Raw genomic sequence first — 18,094 nt, forward strand, 5'->3', positions numbered from 1 at the left:
CATCAATAAAGTCTGATGAAATATAACTATTCGCCTCCTGCGTCAGGGGGTGAAATAATGTGCAGGCACTATGCAAGATTTAATTGATTATGGAAATAGTCCGAGCAACATTAATCACTGGCAATAATTCAAAAAGCTGTAAATGTGAGTGATGCAAATCACGTTTCTCCAGTAACAGTGGTCATGTACGTATTAATGTGAAGTAAAGCATACCTGGTTCATCAATAAAGTCTGATGAAATATAACTATTCGCCTCCTGCGTCAGGGGGTGAAATAATGTGCAGGCACTATGCAAGATTTAATTGATTATGGAAATAGTCCGAGCAACATTAATCACTGGCAATAATTCAAAAAGCTGTAAATGTGAGTGATGCAAATCACACGTCATTTTTTTAACTATTCATATTCAACAAGTTTTTTTGCGTGTTGTTTTTGTCGTTCGCTGTTGAGCGTTATCTGCGACCAGAAATACTGAAAACTTTACTTTCCAGGCTGTTCTCATTTTGTATTGGTGAATGAGTACACCCCATTTTGTGAGAGTCGGATCACTTCGCGGGTTACTATTTGTGATTCACATCACTAAAAGTGTAAAGCAAAGTGTACAAATTGGTGTTGTTTCAGAGTTTGCTATTTGCTTCAGTGAGTTAGATCGCATTTTTGGCCAGATTCCTACAGGCGTTGTTTTCTGGAGCATGGGGATATTCAGGCGTGTGAAAGATAATGAATAAGTACGATGAATAATACCGAAGATAGTGTATCGGTCTCATCCCCCCTTGATCAGGTGATATTTTGCGAGCATCATCGCAATTATTTACCTGATAATGAAATCAATGAGTTCCAGTAAAACCCTGCAACAGGCAATTGCCGACATCACCATCTGGCGTAAAGGCGAGCAGCGCGCGCCGCACAAGCCCCTGCTGCTGCTTCATGTGCTGGCGGGTTATCAGCAGGGTCACGGTCGCCTGTTTGACTACGGTACGGAAGTTCGCGACCCGTTGCATAGCCTGCTGGAACGATTTGGACCACAACGCGCGCAGTACCGCCCGGATATGCCCTTCTGGCGCTTACAGGGAGATGGGTTCTGGGAGCTACAAAACGCCGAGCATTGTTCAACATCCGGCAGCAGCAAACAGCCCTCTGCCGGAGAACTGGTGACGCATAACGTTGCCGGTGGCTTTGATGAACAACATTTTGCCCTGCTGAAAAAGAGCAACAACCTCATCAACGCCCTGGCCCAGCAGATCCTCGAGGCGCACTTCACCGAAAGCATTCAGGAAGAGATCGCGGATGAACTGGGATTTGATATCCTGCAAATCCGCAAACAGCGGGACCCATTGTTCCGCCAGCAGGTTCTGCGTGCCTATAACTATGAATGCGCCATTTGTGGCTTCAATATGCGCCACGATAGCACCTCAGTCGCCCTGGAAGCCGCCCATATCAAATGGAAACAGCACGGCGGCCCGTGCGAGATTTCAAACGGCCTGGCGTTGTGTGCAATCCACCATAAAGCCTTTGATAAAGGTTCGATTGGGCTGGATGAGAGTATGCGGGTTCAGGTGTCACCCGCAGTGAATGGCAGCAGCATGGTGGGCAGACTGTTCTGGGATTTCGACGGTAAATCGATAGCGCTGCCGATGATGCGCGAGAATTATCCAAAAGATGGGTTTGTGGAGTGGCACAGGAAAGAGGTATTTAGAGGGTGAAGGCCGGACTCGAACCGGCACGGGTTTAGGCGGCTTAGCTTGCTTCAAAAATCATCGTTAACTCGTTGAACTAGCTAGATTAAAACTCATAACCCCGGCACATTTCACAGACTGTTTAGCCATGATAAAGCCCCGACAACATAACCGGGGTTTGTATGAGTTTCAAGAGAGAGCGTTATCTAGTTTTAGATCCCTGCGGGAATTACCTCGTGCGGATAGCTATTCCCAGCTATATGCGTCACCTGTTCCAAGGGAAGCGCTATTTTATGAAAAGCACAGGAACACGAGACATACGCCAAGCGCGATTGTTTCGAGATGCTATTGCTCTGGAATGGACTCGCTTACGGAATCTGCTTAAGCCGCAAGGTGGCTCATCCGTCGAACAAATCATTGATGGGCTACGCCGTGTCAGTGTGTACGCCAAGGAAGTCCCAGCATCGTTTGGTGCATCGGTTCAGGCTTGCCCTTCCCTACTTAAAATGCGCGATCTGTATCTTCTCCAATACAGCGAGAAGAGAAAGCTAACCACGTTATCCAAGACCAACAAAGCCGTAGAGGTGCTGTTAACCCACCTGAAAAAGAAAGATATTCAGTTACGGGATATTAACCGAACCATAGTTACAGGCTGGTTAGATAAGCTTAAAACTGAGCGAGCGCCCCAAACTATCCAAAACTATATAAGCGCACTGGCGCAGATATGGGATCTGGCACGCAATCGCTATCACGATGTACCACAGGACAATCCTTGGCGCGGCCATGCGCTCGAAGCAAAAAGCAGCAAGGTCAGCTATAAAGTCTTCGCACCGGGAGCGCTGGCAAAGGTGTATGCCTTGCTTGATGACGAGATGAAGGCGGTAACGGCTATTGGTGCATACAGCGGTATGCGGATCAATGAGATATGTACGCTACGTGAAAGCAGCATTAAAACTATCGAGGGTATATTGTGTTTTGAGATCACCGAGGGGAAGACTAAGATCGCGGCGCGAATCGTCCCTGTACACAGCAAGATAATCCCTCTCGTGAAGTCGTTGCTCAAGACCACACATAGCGGTTTTCTGTTCTATCACGCCTCAATCACAGACCGGGCAGACGGAAAGCGTTAAACGTGGCACACCCAGCAGTTCACACGAGCGAAGCGCAAAGCTCTTGGCGAACCTGCCGCAGAGAGAAAAGTGTTTCATTCACTCCGCCATGCGTTTGTGCAACAGCTCGACCGTGCTCAAGTACCAGAGGATCGTATTGCCCTGCTCGTCGGTCATGAGCGCGGGAGTATAGAGAGCTTCAAAACTTACTCGAAAAATGCAGCTTCCCCTGTAGAGATCGGTAAGTATGTCGAACTCATCCAGCATGAAGGAATAAACATCTAACTCATGGGTGAGTTTAGCCTGCGAACCTTAGACTGCATGGTTCGATGCGGGTAAGATACCTTATCAAAACAATACTAAGGTCTTGATATGGCTAACTCACCAGTTCTTGAACTTCAAGCACTAGCATGCGATCCCGACTCCGATATTTTATCTGTACTCATGAAGGCCAAAATGATTTCAGTGAAGCTCGGCCTCAGCGATTTGACCGAGTGGATACAGCTCGAATTAAATGGCTATCCCAGCTTTGATACGGTTCCTGAATACAGGAAAGGTCAATCGCAGTTAAAAGCATATAGTCCCCAACACCAAAGCTGGGTTCCGCTTGTGGTCAACTTCAACGACGCGGAATTAAATGCAATGGTATCAACGTTTCATATTACAGAATCAATATCATCCGTTAAGAAGATGAATAATAAAGGAGAAACCCCTTTTCTTCCTTTACCGGATTGGATGGCGGATACGTTGTATGAAGGCATCGGTCAAAAAACAGAAATCGTGTGGGTTATTAGTCCGGGAATCTTAGAACATGTAATAACTACCGTCAGGAATAAAATTCTCGACTGGTCTTTAGATTTAGAGTCAAAGGGTATTTTAGGCGAAGGGTTACAGTTTTCACTAAGAGAAAAAGAGGTAGCACCAATGACTGTCCATAACGTGACCAACATTCATGGCAACGTAAACAACGCCGGCGTTATCGGCTCTGGTAACGGGGACATTTCACAAAATAATACTGTCAACGCTGGAGACTTCAACTCGCTTGAAAAGCAGCTCAAGGATTGGGGCGCTAATGATGAAGATATTAAGAGCCTTCATCAAGCTATACAAGAATCACCAGCCCCAACTACCCCGGACAATTTCAGTGATAGCCTTGGGAAGTGGGTTGTAAATATGATTGGTAAAGCATATGCGGGAACGCTAAATATTGCAGCGTCTGCTGCACCAGTTCTACTAACTAATGCAATTTGTCATTACTACAACATTCCTGTATGAGTGGTTACACTACTATTTCGGCGGGGTTTATTACCCCGCTGTTATGGATATAACACGCCAATATCAGTGTATTGCTTGCGATAGCTGCCAATCATAGTCCTTAAATTCGTAGCGCTAACACCACACGTCCGTCCAACGTAGCGGCCTCCCTCAGCAGCGTTAGCAGAACGATGCACCACAGCGCGCACGCGCCCGGTTCGGTGGCAGTGATCCAGCACGGCAGACGCAAGGCGCAGCTCCAGCCGCCCGGAACCATTCAACAGGAAGCGATACACATCTTCGAATACAGCAGCATTTGTAATCCGTTCTGCCAGCGGCATGTTGCCAAGGTGTTCCAGATAGCCCCGCATAGCTTTTCTTAGTAGCTGGTCTGTCCGTGTAACCATGATTCAAAGTCTCCATTGTCAGATGCAGCTCTCTTGCAGTCTTCGTATTCTTCTCGCTGGCGTTGGCAAACCAGAACATAAAGCTCATCAGCCATCGCATTAACGCGTTCGTCACTGATACCGTTGCGGCGCATTAGCCCCAGCAGCTTACGAAATTCAGCTTCAAGCTCAGGCTCTCCGGTATCCACTGTTTCAGGTGAGCGAGTGCGCCAGTCATTGGCGGCGGCTCGATGTACCGCCACCTTAATTTAATCGTGGTTGTCATCTTCTTTATCCTCTCTGTAAGCCGGGTGCATTGCCCGGTATTACTCAATGGTCAAACCCTCGCTGGCCGCTGTAAACCGTTCCTTTTGCTTAGACGCCCTGCGCGATCTGATGACCGCCACTTCGAGACGAGATCTCTTCTGACCCAGACTCATGCTCCCGACATGCCGGAATATAACGTGATGTTATATGTCATAGAGGCGTATTTCGATGTTCCTGATCTGGACCAGTTGAGCTGGATGCCTGGTGCAATGTACCGGGCTTCGTGTCACCGGGCGAAACGACGCAGTACCAGAAGCAGAGCACCCGGGATGTGGTTCGGGAGCGGCGATCACCTGACTGAGAAGACATACTAAAAGAGCAGATCTGGCGTCAGTGATTTCGCCTGCAATCGTCGTTGTGTGCACGCTCCGGAACCCCGTTATCTCGCCGGTAACACTTGCTCTACCACACTTTCCTTGGTCATCATCGAAAAGCCACCTATTGGTAGTGTTTCGGTGGTTTTTGAGGTAAAAATAGTGACAGCGGAATCTGAGCAGCACAACAAGAGACGTAAAGAATGGAACTGTTTTTAAGGATAACTTAACTAACAATACTTCGGCACAAGAATTACAATCATTAGAAATCTACTTTTTGATAAATATCGTTGTGAGAAATTGATGAATAAAAAAGCTCAGCTACAAAGACTAATTGATAAATACAAAAACGATATTGATTATTATCGTTCTACCAGATACAACGAAACTCAACTAAGAACGGATTTTTTAGATCAACTATTCCTTATTCTCGGTTGGGACATAACGAACGCAGCAGGAAAACCCACAAACGAACGCGAAGTGCTTGTAGAGGAAGGTTTAAAAGCCCGAGCAGGCGAAAATACTAAAAAGCCGGACTACACGTTTAGACTCTTCTCTGAGCGTAAATTTTTCCTTGAAGCCAAAAAACCTAGTGTTGATGTATCAACTACTATAGAGCCTGCTTTACAAGTTAGACGATACGGGTTCACAGCCAAATTGAAAATTTCTGTGTTATCGAACTTCGAGTATACGGCAATTTATGACTGTTCTAATCAGGTTAAAGAAACTGATTCAGTAGCAAACTCTAGAATCAAGTTGTATCATTTCACTGAACTCGTAGATAAGTTTGATGAAATTAATAACCTTATCGGTCGCGAAAGTGTTTACACTGGTCATTTTGACAATGAATGGTCAGAAATTGAAAATAAGATACTGAGATTTAGCGTTGATGATCTATTCCTCAAACAAATTAATGATTGGCGTTTACTTCTTGCGAATGAATTTTTGCAGATCAAAGACGAACTTCCAGAAGAAAAATTAAACGATCTTGTGCAAAATTATATTAACAGTATTGTTTTCCTTCGTGTCTGTGAAGACAGAGACTTGGAAGAATACGAAACTCTTTATCACTTTGCACAAGATAAGGACTTTCAATCTTTAGTCAAAAAATTAAAATCCTCAGACAAAAAATATAATTCAGGATTATTCTCGCTAGAATATATTGATGAGTTATTAAGCAATGCTAACTCTTGCATTTGGAGCATCATAGAACAATTATACTTCCCACAAAGCACATACTCTTTCTCTGTTTTCTCTTCTGATATTTTAGGTAATATATATGAAATATTCCTGAGTGAGAAAGTTCGTGTGGATGAATTCGGAAACGTTAAGCTTCAACCGAAAGAGGAACATATCGATAGAGACGTTGTTACTACTCCAACTCACATTGTAAAAGAAATCATTAGAAATACTGTCGTAGAATATTGCAAAGGCAAGTCAGATATTGAGATATTGAATTCAAAATTTGCTGATATTGCTTGTGGCTCAGGTGCTTTTATTATTGAGGTATTCCAATTCATCCAAGATATCCTTGTTGATTATTATATACAAAATGACAAATCTAAACTTCAACAATTATCTGAACATACATACAAACTTAAATTCGAAGTAAAAAAAGAAATTCTATGTAAATGTATATATGGTATTGATAAAGACTATAACGCAACAAAAGCTTGTACCTTTGGTTTATTGCTAAAGCTTCTCGAAGGCGAAACTAAAGAAACCATTGGTAAAGGTACACCTATTTTGCCTGCACTGGATATGAACATCCTATTCGGGAATAGCTTGATAGATAGTGGAGACAAAGTTAAACAAGAAGATATTGTTTCAGTTAATCCATTTGATTTGCCTAACCACCAATTTGATGTGATCGTTGGAAACCCTCCTTATATGGCAACTGAGCATATGAATCAGTTAACGCCAAAGGAATTAGATATTTACAAGAGGAAATATAAATCTGCTTTTAAGCAATTCGATAAGTACTTTTTATTTATTGAGCGTTCAATGCAAGTTCTTAAAGAACACGGCTATTTAGGCTATATTCTTCCGTCCAAGTTCATAAAAGTAGGTGCAGGGAAAAAACTTCGCAAGTTTTTATCAGAAAACAAATATTTGTCTAAATTTATTTCCTTTGGATCTCATCAAGTATTCAAGAATAAAACAACTTACACTTGTTTGTTATTTTTAAATAAAGCAAATCACGATAACTTTTCTTTTTATGAAGTAAAAGACTTCAAGAAATGGTTAACTCGTGAAGATAAGTCTCTATTATCAAATACATATCAAACTAGCTCTCTTGATTCTGACACTTGGGTTCTAGAACAGAAAACAAATGACATTTTGAAACTAATGTTTTCAAAATCTGAACAGCTAGGCAACATTGTAGGAAAAAGTAATGTTGCAAATGGTATTCAGACAAGCGCAAATAAATACTATATTCATAAAGAAATCAAATCTGAAAATGGTTTTATTTATTTTGAATATGATGGAGTTGAATACCACATTGAAAAAGAATTGACTCGCCCTTACTTCGAAACAAATCGTTCGGGTGATGATAGTTTCTATACTTATAAAGACGTTGAACCTAATTCATTTGTTGTTTATCCATACAAAAAAATGGGCGAAAGAATCCAGTTTATTGAATACGATGAACTAAAACGTCAATATCCTAAGTTGTTTGAGTTCCTGCACGTTGTAAAAGTCCATTTGAATGATAAGAAACGCTCTATTAAGCCTGATCCAACTGGACCTAATGAATGGTACAGATATGGACGTAGCCAAGCATTAGAGAACTGCGATGTTGATCAAAAGCTGATTGTCGGTGTTCTATCTAATGGGTATAAGTACAGCATTGATAATCATAGAACTTTTGTTTCTTCTGGCGGCACTGCGGGTTATAGCATTATCAACGTCCCTAATGACGTTAGATACTCTATCTATTATATCCAAGCAATCCTTACATCAAAGTATCTTGAGTGGTTTGCTTCAATATATGGTGAGATTTTTAGAGGTGGATTTGTTGCTCGTGGGACAAAGGTTCAAACGAGAATGCCTATTCCTACTATTGATTTTGATGATCCAAAACAGAAAGAAATACATGATAAGATCAGTTTAAAGCAACAGTCCTTGAATAAATTGTATAGCCAAACTCACAAATCAGGTGATAGAGATAAAATCATATTCGAAAGGCAATTTGAACAAGAAAAAATCCAAATGGATGATTTGATTAAGAATCTTTTTGACTTGGGAGATTTAGATTCCGAGATTCCGACAGTAGAAGACCTATACAAAAACCTATAAGTTTACCAGATAAAATCAATGCAGCTTTTAGCTGCATTGATTTTATTGCGAGCCCCATACTTTTTAAACGCTACTTACGTAGCCTTCTATCTCTAAGCTTTTTCCATATTTCTATAAGTTTTTCATTTTCTTCTTGAGTAAAACCAAGCTTGTCTAAGATTAGTGAACCTTGTTGTCGAATTACCCTCTCTATTTGACCATCTTTAATCAATAGGTTGAGTTCTTCAACGTTATGTTCTAATCCTTCAACGATAGGGATATATAGTTTTTCTATCTCGGATGGAACAAGTTCAAGAACGCCACCGCCGTAAAAGCGTCCCTCGAGTTCGGCTGTAATGACCGTTATAGGGTTCAAAAAACTACACACTAAGTTCTCAGCACTAGTAACTGTTGTAGAAACTCTATATGCAGTATCAGTGGTATATGCTCTAACTTTGTTATGAATTAAGCGTGGTGCATCGTGGCAACGCTTTAACATTCCAATCTCTGTACTATATACAGATGGGACCTTGAACCAAGGCTTACGTATACGGCACTTATAACGCTTGTGATATTCCTTCGCTTCACCTAGCTCTATGTAATTTTTGACACTTTTAGAAAGATCTTGAAACTCTTCATCTATGTATAAGAAATTGGTTGGTAAACCATTTTCCTGGTTTTCAACGTGCTGCTTCTCATCATAAATAATGCCGGGGCAATGTTGGCTCCTGCCAAACATAGGGTGAGCAAAACGTTCTAACTTATATGACTTAACTGTTTCATTATCAACAAGAAAATAATTGTTAGCACCCGTCACAATACCTACATCGACTTTAGCTATATCTTTAAATTTACGAACATCTGGATGAGCAATTACTCGTTTAATTAGCTGAAGCTCGTCAATATCAAGTGTTGCTTTAGTCCATTTACCTTCAACTGTTTCACCATTTATTCCTGCCGTATCATTAAATAGAACGTTTGGATCTTCTTGAAGGAATTCAAAACCACTAACACTAACAATACCTATACCTTGCGATGCTTCATCTGGATATTGCTTTTTCTCTGCCAGGAGAATAACGGCCCCCTGTAATGTGTCTTCAAACCAAATCTCTTTAGGGTCAATGATGACAATCTTAGAGCAAACGTGACCTAAGTAGCTTCTCAATGATTGAGCGTGCATTACATGACTAATCTCAGATGGTATGACCATCCCTATTCTTCCACCGTGTTTGAGAAGGGCTAATGAAGAAAGTAGGAATGGAACCCAAGCATTAGTGTGCTTTGTAAATTTTAGGTCTAGATGTTCGAAGACCAACTGAGCTTGTTCTTGGAAATTTCTTTCAAGGAACTGATAACGGATGAATGGAGGATTACCTAAAACTCCATCAAATATCTGCTCATTTTTCTTAAGACATTCATTAGCCCAGACTAGAAAATCTCCCTCTGTAATCGTTGCATTAGAAAAATTGTTCAGTTTACAGCGATCGAGAGCCTTAGATGCTTCTGTGTCGAACAATTCAAAGCAAGATAACTCAATGTTAGAGTCATAACCATTATTAGCCATAGCCTGAATAAACACACCATCACCACAACTCGGCTCAAGTATGGTTTTAGGATTCTTACTTAATACCCATTTAGTTACATAATCAGCTAGGTTTTGTGGGGTGTAATAGCCACCTCTAAGTTTTTGTGAGGTTTGATCTGCTTTAAATTTCATTGTCTACCTTCGAAAATCTCTCTATTAGCTCGGATTTTTTCTCGCATATATGTTTTTGAGCCTTATCAACAAACCAGTCTTTAAGAGTTTTTTGTTCCATTGCAAGAACTGAGTAGAGAGCTTTTTTTAGTTCTGGCTCGACTTCTAGGACTATGCGTCCTGATTCACCTTTTGCCACATTAACACCCATGTACTATATGTTATGTTATATATAGTACATGAGTTTTGAGAGCAACTAAAGAAAAAGCTGGCTGCCCCTCAGCATCCTTTTCAACCGTTTGAGAAGTTCGAAGAATCCCCTAGCTAATATGGTAAGGGGGAAGGCTTTGCAGGGCTAGAGAGCTAAAAGGCATAAAGGCGTAAGGCTATGCCACCCTGAATATACTGAATATCCTAAAGATACTGCCAAAATCGGGCCGCTGTGGCACGCATTATCCAAGTTGCAGTTTCGCATGACTCAATGCCTACTATCTTTAAGCCTTCTCTATCTTCCTTCAAGCGCCGTCGGCCATTCCGCAGCTCCATGCTTGTAATACTCTGACTGTAGCAACTGCAATATTTTGGCGGCTCAGATTTTGCCTGCAAATAACGTTTAACGGTATTGCAGGAGATCCCCAGTTTTCTGGCAATCGCCCGGCTACTCATCCCCTGCTTGTGCAGGATTTTAATTTCCATAACTGTCTCAAAAGTGACCATAAGCTCTACTGAATCAGGAGAGCAGATTAACCCCTAGATCTGATTTCAGGCATTGGATGTGGATCACTTTTGACTCAGGTTCTGACACGCTGTCAGTCCCCGTGGTTACTGCTCTAGCTCATTTCTTGTCGTCAGGCGTTCAACTCCCGACTGCAGGTTATGGTCTGCCTCATTCGCTTCAGCCTCTGCGCCATCAATTAATACCAAAACTTGGTCAAGAAAGCGTTGCGCTTCGGGTACATCTGTTGCACTAGAGTATTGATGAGTTTTTTATTGACGGTTACCAAGGCGTAGTGCTGTTCATCAAAACTGCCTGCAACGTGGTATTTGGTCAGTTCCCTCACTGGCGGTTGTTGACTACTCCTTGCTGTTGAGTAAAGCTCGGCATTGTGTAATTGCCAGAACGGCATATCAGGTCGGTACTGTGAACGCTGTGGCCAAAAAAGTTCCAGTAAACTGTGCAGAGGTTCGTAGATTTCCGACCATAATCGAAAAGGCGTGGATGTTCATTTAGGTATCCCGCTAATACGTATAGCAATAACAATGGATTATGCGGCGCGCACTGAATTACACTCCATGTGGCTCATTTGACGTTCAACAGCATCACGAGACCACAAACCTGATTCGATCAATGAACTACAGGCCATTGTTCGGAAGCCATGACCACAGACCTCAACTTTTGTATCATACCCCATGACCCGTAGCGCACTATTTACCGTATTCTCACTCATGGGCTTGTGCGAATCGTGATCACCAATAAATATCAGGTCATGAGCCCCACTAAACTGTTTTATCTGCTTTAAAATTGCAAGGGCTTGCGTTGAAAGAGGCACTAGATGCGTTGTACGCATTTTTGAGCCTCTATGGGAATGCTTCACTCAGGGAATAGGCTCCCGCTCCGGTGGGATAGTCCATATAGACGCTTCGAAATCGATCTCTAACCAACGAGCAAAACGCAGCTCACTGGACCGAATAAAGATCAGCAAAGTGAGTTCTGTCGCCCATCGAGTTAGCGGCCTACCAGAATAGTGATCAATGCGATGAAGTAATTCAGGTATACAGTTAAGCTCCAGTGCCGCACGATGCTGTCTTTTCGCCGTAGCAACCGCACCGGCAATCTCTTGAGCGGGGTTGTAGTCGATTAACCCACTCTGCACAGCAAAGCGCATAATCGCGGTAGTACGCTGCTGCAAACGAGCAGCGACTTCAAGACGCCCGGATGACTCCACAGCTTTGATGGGTACGAGCAGATCCCGCGTCTTCAGTTCCGCAATGTTCCGCTTACCAATGGCAGCAAAGAGATTATCTTCGAGACTTTTCAAGACACGAGCGCTGTGCGATGCAGACCACTTCTGATTGCTGGCGTGCCAGTCTCTGGCGACAACTTCAAACGTTATCGCCTCTTGCTTCAGCTCTACCTTAACGGCTTTCTTGTTCTCACTGGGATCGACGCCATTAGCTAACAGCTTACGGGCTTCATCCCGGCGCGCCCTGGCATCCGCCAGCGAAACCTCAGGGTATTTCCCCAGCGCCAGCATCTTCTCTTTACCACCGGAGCGATAACGTAGCCGCCAGTATTTGGAGCCATTAGGATGAACCCGCAAAACCATACCGTCGCCGTCAGTAAGTTTATAGGCTTTTGCTTCAGGCTTAGCCGAACGAACCTTCACATCACTCAGAGCCATGATGAATATCCTTTCAAGGATTCTGTGTGGGTACAAACATTATCGAACCGCGATATACCCGCAGTTGTACCCGCATCAGTAAGTTGATGTAGATTGAATCAGGTTGACTTAGGTTGAGTGAAAAAGCGAGGAAAGCCTTGCGGATACTGGATTTCAGGCACAAAAAAAGACGTCCGTTGACGTCTATTGATGTTCCGATGGTGCCGAAGGCCGGACTCGAACCGGCACGTATTTCTACGGTTGATTTTGAATCAACTGCGTCTACCGATTTCGCCACTCCGGCACGGAAGGGATGCGGAAAACGTTGTGGATTATACCTGTCATGCGCCACCATGCAAGCGCCAGCGTGCGTCTGGCTCGCTAAGTGTTGAAAATTTCAGCATTACCTTTCTTAGCTGTAACCATCATCACAGTTTGCCACCTCCTTAATCCCCCCTTCTGCGAAGCGTCCGGTTTCCCCATGCTCTACACTTCCAGTTCAACACCACACTGAGGGAAACACGATGTCGATGATAAAAAGCTACGCCGCAAAATCGGCGGGCAGCGAACTCGAACTCTATGAATATGATGCGGGCGAGCTTAAGCCGGAAGATGTCGAGGTACAGGTCGATTACTGCGGTATCTGCCATTCCGATTTGTCGATGATCGACAACGAATGGGGGTTCTCTCAGTATCCGCTGGTTGCCGGGCATGAGGTGATTGGTCGCGTGGCGGCGCTCGGCAGCGCGGCGCAGAATAAGGGTCTGAAAGTTGGCCAGCGCGTCGGCGTTGGCTGGACGGCACGCAGTTGCGGGCATTGCGACGCCTGTATCAGCGGTAATCAGATTAACTGCCTGCAAGGTTCCGTTCCCACGATTCTCAATCGCGGTGGCTTTGCCGAGAAGCTGCGGGCCGACTGGCAGTGGGTGATCCCGCTGCCGGAGAGCATCGATCTAGCGGCAGCTGGCCCATTGCTGTGCGGCGGTATCACGGTGTTCAAACCGCTACTGATGCACCACATCACTGCCACCAGCCGCGTCGGGGTGATCGGCATCGGCGGCCTGGGGCATATCGCCATTAAGCTGTTACACGCGATGGGCTGCGAGGTGACCGCGTTCAGCTCTAATCCGGCGAAAGAGCAGGAGGTGCTGGCGATGGGAGCGGATAAGGTGGTCAACAGCCGCGATCCGGATGCGCTAAAAGCGCTGGCAGGCCAGTTCGATCTCATCATTAACACGGTTAACGTCGACCTCGACTGGCAGCCCTATTTTGAAGCGCTGGCCTACGGCGGTAACTTCCATACCGTCGGCGCGGTGCTGAAGCCGCTGCCGGTGCCGGCGTTCACTTTGATAGCCGGCGATCGCAGCATCTCTGGTTCGGCGACAGGTACGCCGTTCGAACTGCGCAAGCTGATGAAGTTCGCCGGGCGCAGCAAGGTATCGCCGACCACCGAACTGTACCCAATGTCGAAAATTAACGAAGCTATCCAGCACGTGCGCGACGGCAAGGCCCGCTACCGCGTGGTGCTGAAAGCCGACTTCTGATTATCTCTGCCGGGGGGAGTAAACCTCCCGGCTATTCCCGCCACTTTGGAATTCTCCTCGCAATCTCCGCAATTTAGCGGTGAAGAGTGCGTCACGGTTGCCTATACTCCAGGCAGGATAAATGGAGGAAATCTCAATGAGCGCACCCCTGCTAATCGCCCGCACGCCGGACACCGAACTGTTTTTACTCCAAGGCATGGCCAACCGTCACGGGCTGATTACCGGCGCGACCGGGACCGGTAAAACCGTCACGCTACAGAAACTGGCCGAATCGCTGTCTGAGATTGGCGTGCCGGTATTTATGGCTGACGTAAAAGGTGACTTAACCGGCGTAGCGCAGGAAGGACAAGCCTCTGAAAAGCTGCTCGCCCGCCTGAAAAACATCGGCATTACCGACTGGCAACCGCATGCTAATCCGGTCACGGTGTGGGATATCTTCGGCGAAAAAGGCCACCCGGTGCGGGCCACGGTCTCTGACCTCGGGCCGCTGCTGCTGGCGCGTCTGCTGAATCTCAACGATGTGCAGTCCGGCGTGCTGGATATTATCTTCCGCATTGCCGATGACCAGGGTCTGTTGCTGCTGGATTTCAAAGATCTGCGGGCCATTACGCAGTACATCGGCGATAACGCTAAATCGTTCCAGAACCAGTACGGCAACATCAGCAGCGCCTCGGTGGGCGCTATCCAGCGCGGACTGTTGTCACTGGAACAACAGGGAGCGGCGCACTTCTTTGGCGAGCCGATGCTGGATATCAAAGACTGGATGCGTACCGATGCCAGCGGTAAAGGGATGATCAACATCCTCAGCGCCGAAAAGCTGTACCAGATGCCCAAACTGTACGCCGCCAGCCTGTTGTGGATGCTCTCCGAGCTGTATGAACAATTACCGGAAGCCGGCGATCTGGAAAAACCGAAGCTGGTGTTCTTCTTCGATGAAGCCCACCTGCTGTTCAACGACGCTCCGCAGGTGCTGCTGGATAAAATTGAACAGGTGATCCGCCTGATCCGCTCGAAAGGGGTCGGCGTGTGGTTCGTTTCGCAAAACCCGTCCGATATTCCGGACAACGTACTCGGCCAGTTGGGGAACCGCGTGCAACATGCCCTGCGCGCCTTCACGCCGAAAGATCAGAAAGCGGTGAAAACCGCGGCGCAAACTATGCGCGCCAACCCAGCCTTTGACACTGAAAAAGCCATTCAGGAGCTGGGCACCGGCGAAGCGCTAATTTCCTTCCTCGATGCCAAAGGTAGCCCGTCGGTGGTGGAAAGGGCGATGGTGATTGCGCCGTGCTCGCGCATGGGGCCGGTAACCGACGACGAGCGCAACGGGCTGATTAATCACTCCTCGTTGTACGGAAAATATGAGGAAGAGGTCGACCGTGAGTCCGCCTATGAGCGTTTACAGCAAGGCGTACAGGCCAGCACCGAGCAGCAAAATACGCCTCCCGCCAACGGTAAAGCGATCGACGTGGATGGCGGTATTCTCGGGGGGTTGAAAGATATTCTGTTTGGCAGCACCGGTCCACGCGGCGGTAAGCGCGATGGCGTAGTACAGAGCGCGGCGAAAAGCGCGGCGCGACAGGTCACCAATCAGATAATCCGCGGCATGTTGGGGAGTTTAATGGGCGGGAGAAAACGCTAGCAGTGAAACTGCCCCTCCCGCACTACGGGAGGGGCGGATATTATGACTTACGCAGCATCAGCCACAGGCTTATCAGGAAGAAGCTGGCGCTTGGCAGCAACGCGCCGATAATCGGCGGAATGCCGTACACCAGCGTTAATGGGCCAAAGATTTGGTCCAGCACATAGAACACAAAACCGAAGCTAATCCCTGTCACCACGCGCACGCCCATCGGGACGCTACGCAGCGGGCCAAAGATAAACGACAGCGCCATCAGCATCATGACCGCCACTGATAGCGGCTGGAAGACTTTGCTCCACATATTGAGCTGGTAGCGTCCGGCGTCCTGGCCGCTCGACTTCAGGTACTTCACGTAGTTATGCAAACCGCTAATCGAGAGCGCATCAGGGTCCAGCGCGACGACGCCGAGCTTGTCCGGCGTAAGGTTGGTTTTCCAGGTCCCGCTAACCATCTGCGAACCGGTGATTTGCTTTGGATTGGTCAGGTTAGATTCATCCACCTGCGACAGACGCCAGACCTTCTGCTCCGGGTCAAACGTCGCGCTCGCAGCATAGCGAACGGACTGCAAACGACGCTTATCGTTAAAGGAGTAGATGCTAATCCCGCCTAATTCGGCGTCGCCTTTCACCCGCTCGATGTAGACAAAGCTGTCACCATCTTTCGCCCACAGACCCTGCTGGGTAGAGAGCAGCGAGCCACCGTACATCTGCTGCGCACGGTAGTTACGCGCCATCTGTTCGCCCTGCGGCGCCACCCACTCACCGATGGCCATCGTCAACAGCACCAGCGGAATCGCGGTTTTCATCACCGACAGCGCCACCTGCATACGGGTAAAGCCGGAAGCCTGCATCACCACCAGTTCACTGCGCTGAGCCAACATGCCCAGCCCCAACAACGCGCCGAGCAGCGCCGCCATCGGGAAGAAAATCTGGATATCTTTTGGTGCGCTGAGCAGGGTATACAGCCCGGCGCCCATCGCATCGTAGCTCCCCTGCCCGGCTTTTTTCAGCTGGTCGACAAACTTGATGATCCCGGAGAGCGACACCAGCATGAACAACGTCATCATGATGGTGGTGAAAATGGTTTTACCGATATAGCGGTCAAGTACACCAAAGGGCTGCATTATACCGCTCCTTTACGCATAAAACGGGCACGCAAGCGGCGCATCGGCACCGTATCCCAAAGGTTAAGTACAATCGCCAGCGCCAGATACGCCAGGTTAACCGCCCACATCCAGAACACCGGATCCAGCTTACCTTTGCCGCCATTCGACTTCAGCGATGTCTGGACCAGGAAGAACAGCAAATAGAGCAGCATTGCGGGCAGCATCGACAGTACGCGCCCCTGACGTGGGTTCACCACGCTCAGCGGTACGACCATCAGCGCCATCATAAATACAGTGAATACTAATGTGATACGCCAGGTCAGCTCCGCGCGGGCACGATCGTTGTCGGTCGTCCACAGCGTACGCATATCCATCTGGTCGGTATCGTTTGGATCCAGCGCCACGGCCTGATGGCCAATAATCGCCTGATAATCCTGGAAGTCAGTGATGCGGAAATCACGCAGCAGCGCGGTCCCTTCAAAGCGCGTACCCTGGTTCAGCGTCACGACCTGGGAGCCATCGCGCATCTGGGTAAGATGTCCGGAATCAGCCACCACCACCGAAGGACGGGCATTACCTTTCGGGCGGATTTGCGCGAGGAACACATCTTTGAAGTTGCTGCCGTCAACGCTTTCGATAAACAGCACCGAACCGCCGTTAGTCGCCTGCTGGAATTGCCCCTGAGCAAGCGCGGCCATGCCGGGGTTAGCTTTCGCTTCCGCCAGCACTTCGTCCTGATGCCTGGAGGACCATGGTCCGGCCCACATCACGTTAACCGCCGCAATAATACTGGTAAACAACGCCAGCACCATCGCCGCTTTCACGAGCACAGCCTTGCTCAGCCCACAGGCGTGCATGACCGTAATTTCACTTTCGGTATACAGTTTGCCCAGCGTCATCAGCAGCCCGAGGAACAGGCTTAAGGGCAAGATAAGTTGCGCCATTTCTGGCACGCCCAGCCCCAGCAGCGAGAGCACCAGATTCGCCGGGATATCACCGTCAACCGCCGCACCAAGGATCCTGACTAACTTTTGACAAAAGAAGATCAAAAGCAGGATGAATAGGATCGCAAGTTGGCTTTTGAGCGTTTCCCGAACCAGATATCTTATGATTATCACTTTAAATACGCCCGTAAAAACCCGTCTTTTGCCGGAATTTAGCTTGTTTCATGGCTTCAACGTCATTTATTCTCTTGAGTCGTCGAAATCGTCGCTAAGATCATTATACTCAACGGATCCACCTCTCAGAAATTGTTCTGACGTGCCAATGCCGTAATAACGTTAAGATTAACACGAAGTCACCGCAACAGCGGGAATGAGTTACGAAAGCTTGCAATTCTATCCGTAGCCACCGCCGTTGTCTTTAAGATTCAGGAGCGTAGTGC

Annotated in this window: 11 protein-coding genes, 1 tRNA gene and 5 pseudogenes; 6 read left to right on the forward strand and 11 right to left on the reverse strand. The window is 46.8% G+C overall.

Annotated elements, in window-relative coordinates; translation table 11 throughout:
- Positions 1 to 830: 830 nt before the first annotated feature.
- The 3 genes and pseudogenes from FDX14_RS19260 to FDX14_RS19270 all read left to right on the forward strand — a co-directional run bounded on the left by FDX14_RS19260 (position 831) and on the right by FDX14_RS19270 (position 4,060).
- Positions 831 to 1,703 carry a phosphorothioated DNA-binding restriction endonuclease gene (locus tag FDX14_RS19260; RefSeq protein ID WP_137350070.1) on the forward strand — a complete coding sequence of 291 codons (873 nt, stop codon included), beginning with the start codon at positions 831 to 833 and terminating at the stop codon, positions 1,701 to 1,703.
- Between the two features lie 155 nt (positions 1,704 to 1,858).
- Positions 1,859 to 3,070 (forward strand): annotated as a pseudogene (locus FDX14_RS19265) (site-specific integrase).
- An 87-nt stretch (positions 3,071 to 3,157) separates the two neighbouring features.
- Entirely contained in the window at positions 3,158 to 4,060 is a 903-nt protein-coding gene (locus FDX14_RS19270) for an AbiTii domain-containing protein (protein WP_137350071.1), read from the forward strand.
- A gap of 41 nt (positions 4,061 to 4,101) precedes the next feature.
- Here the strand turns inward: FDX14_RS19270 and FDX14_RS19275 are convergent, their stop codons facing one another.
- Together FDX14_RS19275 and FDX14_RS19280 are read right to left on the reverse strand one after the other, a co-directional pair.
- Positions 4,102 to 4,446, reverse strand: a complete 345-nt coding sequence (locus FDX14_RS19275; protein ID WP_137350072.1) for a hypothetical protein — start codon at positions 4,444 to 4,446, stop codon at positions 4,102 to 4,104.
- A pseudogene (locus tag FDX14_RS19280) lies at positions 4,419 to 4,711 on the reverse strand (hypothetical protein). Before FDX14_RS19280 ends, FDX14_RS19275 begins: the two are co-directional and overlap by 28 nt.
- Positions 4,712 to 5,369: 658 nt before the next feature.
- Here FDX14_RS19280 and FDX14_RS19285 point away from each other — a divergent pair.
- Positions 5,370 to 8,366, forward strand: coding sequence for an Eco57I restriction-modification methylase domain-containing protein (locus tag FDX14_RS19285; protein ID WP_137350073.1), 2,997 nt, complete (start codon positions 5,370 to 5,372; stop codon positions 8,364 to 8,366).
- A gap of 70 nt (positions 8,367 to 8,436) precedes the next feature.
- Here the strand turns inward: FDX14_RS19285 and FDX14_RS19290 are convergent, their stop codons facing one another.
- From FDX14_RS19290 to FDX14_RS19310, 6 genes and pseudogenes are all read right to left on the reverse strand, one after another.
- Positions 8,437 to 10,062 (reverse strand): N-6 DNA methylase, encoded by a 1,626-nt coding sequence (locus FDX14_RS19290; RefSeq protein WP_137350074.1) that lies wholly within the window; start codon positions 10,060 to 10,062, stop codon positions 8,437 to 8,439.
- A complete protein-coding gene (locus tag FDX14_RS19295; RefSeq protein ID WP_071836778.1) occupies positions 10,052 to 10,240 on the reverse strand; it encodes a hypothetical protein in 189 nt (62 codons plus the stop codon). Before FDX14_RS19295 ends, FDX14_RS19290 begins: the two co-directional genes overlap by 11 nt.
- A 377-nt stretch (positions 10,241 to 10,617) precedes the next feature.
- Positions 10,618 to 10,758, reverse strand: a pseudogene (locus FDX14_RS25320) (helix-turn-helix domain-containing protein); the annotation flags it as partial.
- 239 nt (positions 10,759 to 10,997) lie between these two features.
- A pseudogene (locus tag FDX14_RS25515) lies at positions 10,998 to 11,323 on the reverse strand (phosphorothioated DNA-binding restriction endonuclease family protein); the annotation flags it as partial.
- Positions 11,310 to 12,443 (reverse strand): annotated as a pseudogene (locus FDX14_RS19305) (tyrosine-type recombinase/integrase); the annotation flags it as partial. The pseudogenes FDX14_RS19305 and FDX14_RS25515, both read right to left, overlap by 14 nt.
- 198 nt (positions 12,444 to 12,641) lie before the next feature.
- A tRNA-Leu gene (locus FDX14_RS19310) sits at positions 12,642 to 12,726 on the reverse strand.
- Positions 12,727 to 12,946: 220 nt separating this feature from the next.
- Here FDX14_RS19310 and ahr point away from each other — a divergent pair.
- Entirely contained in the window at positions 12,947 to 13,966 is a 1,020-nt protein-coding gene (gene ahr, locus FDX14_RS19315) for an NADPH-dependent aldehyde reductase Ahr (protein ID WP_137350075.1), read from the forward strand.
- A gap of 136 nt (positions 13,967 to 14,102) precedes the next feature.
- Positions 14,103 to 15,605, forward strand: coding sequence for a helicase HerA-like C-terminal domain-containing protein (locus FDX14_RS19320; RefSeq protein ID WP_137350076.1), 1,503 nt, complete (start codon positions 14,103 to 14,105; stop codon positions 15,603 to 15,605).
- A gap of 40 nt (positions 15,606 to 15,645) precedes the next feature.
- Here FDX14_RS19320 and lptG read toward each other — a convergent pair whose 3' ends face one another.
- The 3 genes from lptG to FDX14_RS25325 form a co-directional block, all read right to left on the reverse strand.
- Entirely contained in the window at positions 15,646 to 16,728 is a 1,083-nt protein-coding gene (gene lptG, locus FDX14_RS19325; protein WP_042312673.1) for an LPS export ABC transporter permease LptG, read from the reverse strand.
- Positions 16,728 to 17,828: an LPS export ABC transporter permease LptF gene (lptF, locus tag FDX14_RS19330; protein ID WP_042312675.1), complete on the reverse strand. Its 1,101-nt coding sequence runs from the start codon at positions 17,826 to 17,828 to the stop codon at positions 16,728 to 16,730. The genes lptG and lptF overlap by 1 nt, the downstream gene beginning before the upstream one ends.
- 62 nt (positions 17,829 to 17,890) lie before the next feature.
- A complete protein-coding gene (locus tag FDX14_RS25325) occupies positions 17,891 to 17,941 on the reverse strand; it encodes a hypothetical protein (protein WP_212723231.1) in 51 nt (16 codons plus the stop codon).
- Positions 17,942 to 18,094: the final 153 nt, after the last annotated feature.

This window comes from Citrobacter sp. wls710 (assembly GCF_005281115.1).
GTDB classification, from domain to species: Bacteria; Pseudomonadota; Gammaproteobacteria; order Enterobacterales; family Enterobacteriaceae; genus Citrobacter; species Citrobacter werkmanii.

Excerpts from the sequence above, each read along its gene's own strand:
- FDX14_RS19260 (WP_137350070.1), top strand. The coding sequence starts at position 831 with ATGAGTTCCAGTAAAACCCTGCAACAGGCAATTGCCGACATCACCATC.
- FDX14_RS19270 (WP_137350071.1), top strand. The coding sequence starts at position 3,158 with ATGGCTAACTCACCAGTTCTTGAACTTCAAGCACTAGCATGCGATCCC.
- FDX14_RS19275 (WP_137350072.1), bottom strand. The coding sequence starts at position 4,446 with ATGGTTACACGGACAGACCAGCTACTAAGAAAAGCTATGCGGGGCTAT.
- FDX14_RS19285 (WP_137350073.1), top strand. The coding sequence starts at position 5,370 with ATGAATAAAAAAGCTCAGCTACAAAGACTAATTGATAAATACAAAAAC.
- FDX14_RS19290 (WP_137350074.1), bottom strand. The coding sequence starts at position 10,062 with ATGAAATTTAAAGCAGATCAAACCTCACAAAAACTTAGAGGTGGCTAT.
- ahr (WP_137350075.1), top strand. The coding sequence starts at position 12,947 with ATGTCGATGATAAAAAGCTACGCCGCAAAATCGGCGGGCAGCGAACTC.
- FDX14_RS19320 (WP_137350076.1), top strand. The coding sequence starts at position 14,103 with ATGAGCGCACCCCTGCTAATCGCCCGCACGCCGGACACCGAACTGTTT.
- lptG (WP_042312673.1), bottom strand. The coding sequence starts at position 16,728 with ATGCAGCCCTTTGGTGTACTTGACCGCTATATCGGTAAAACCATTTTC.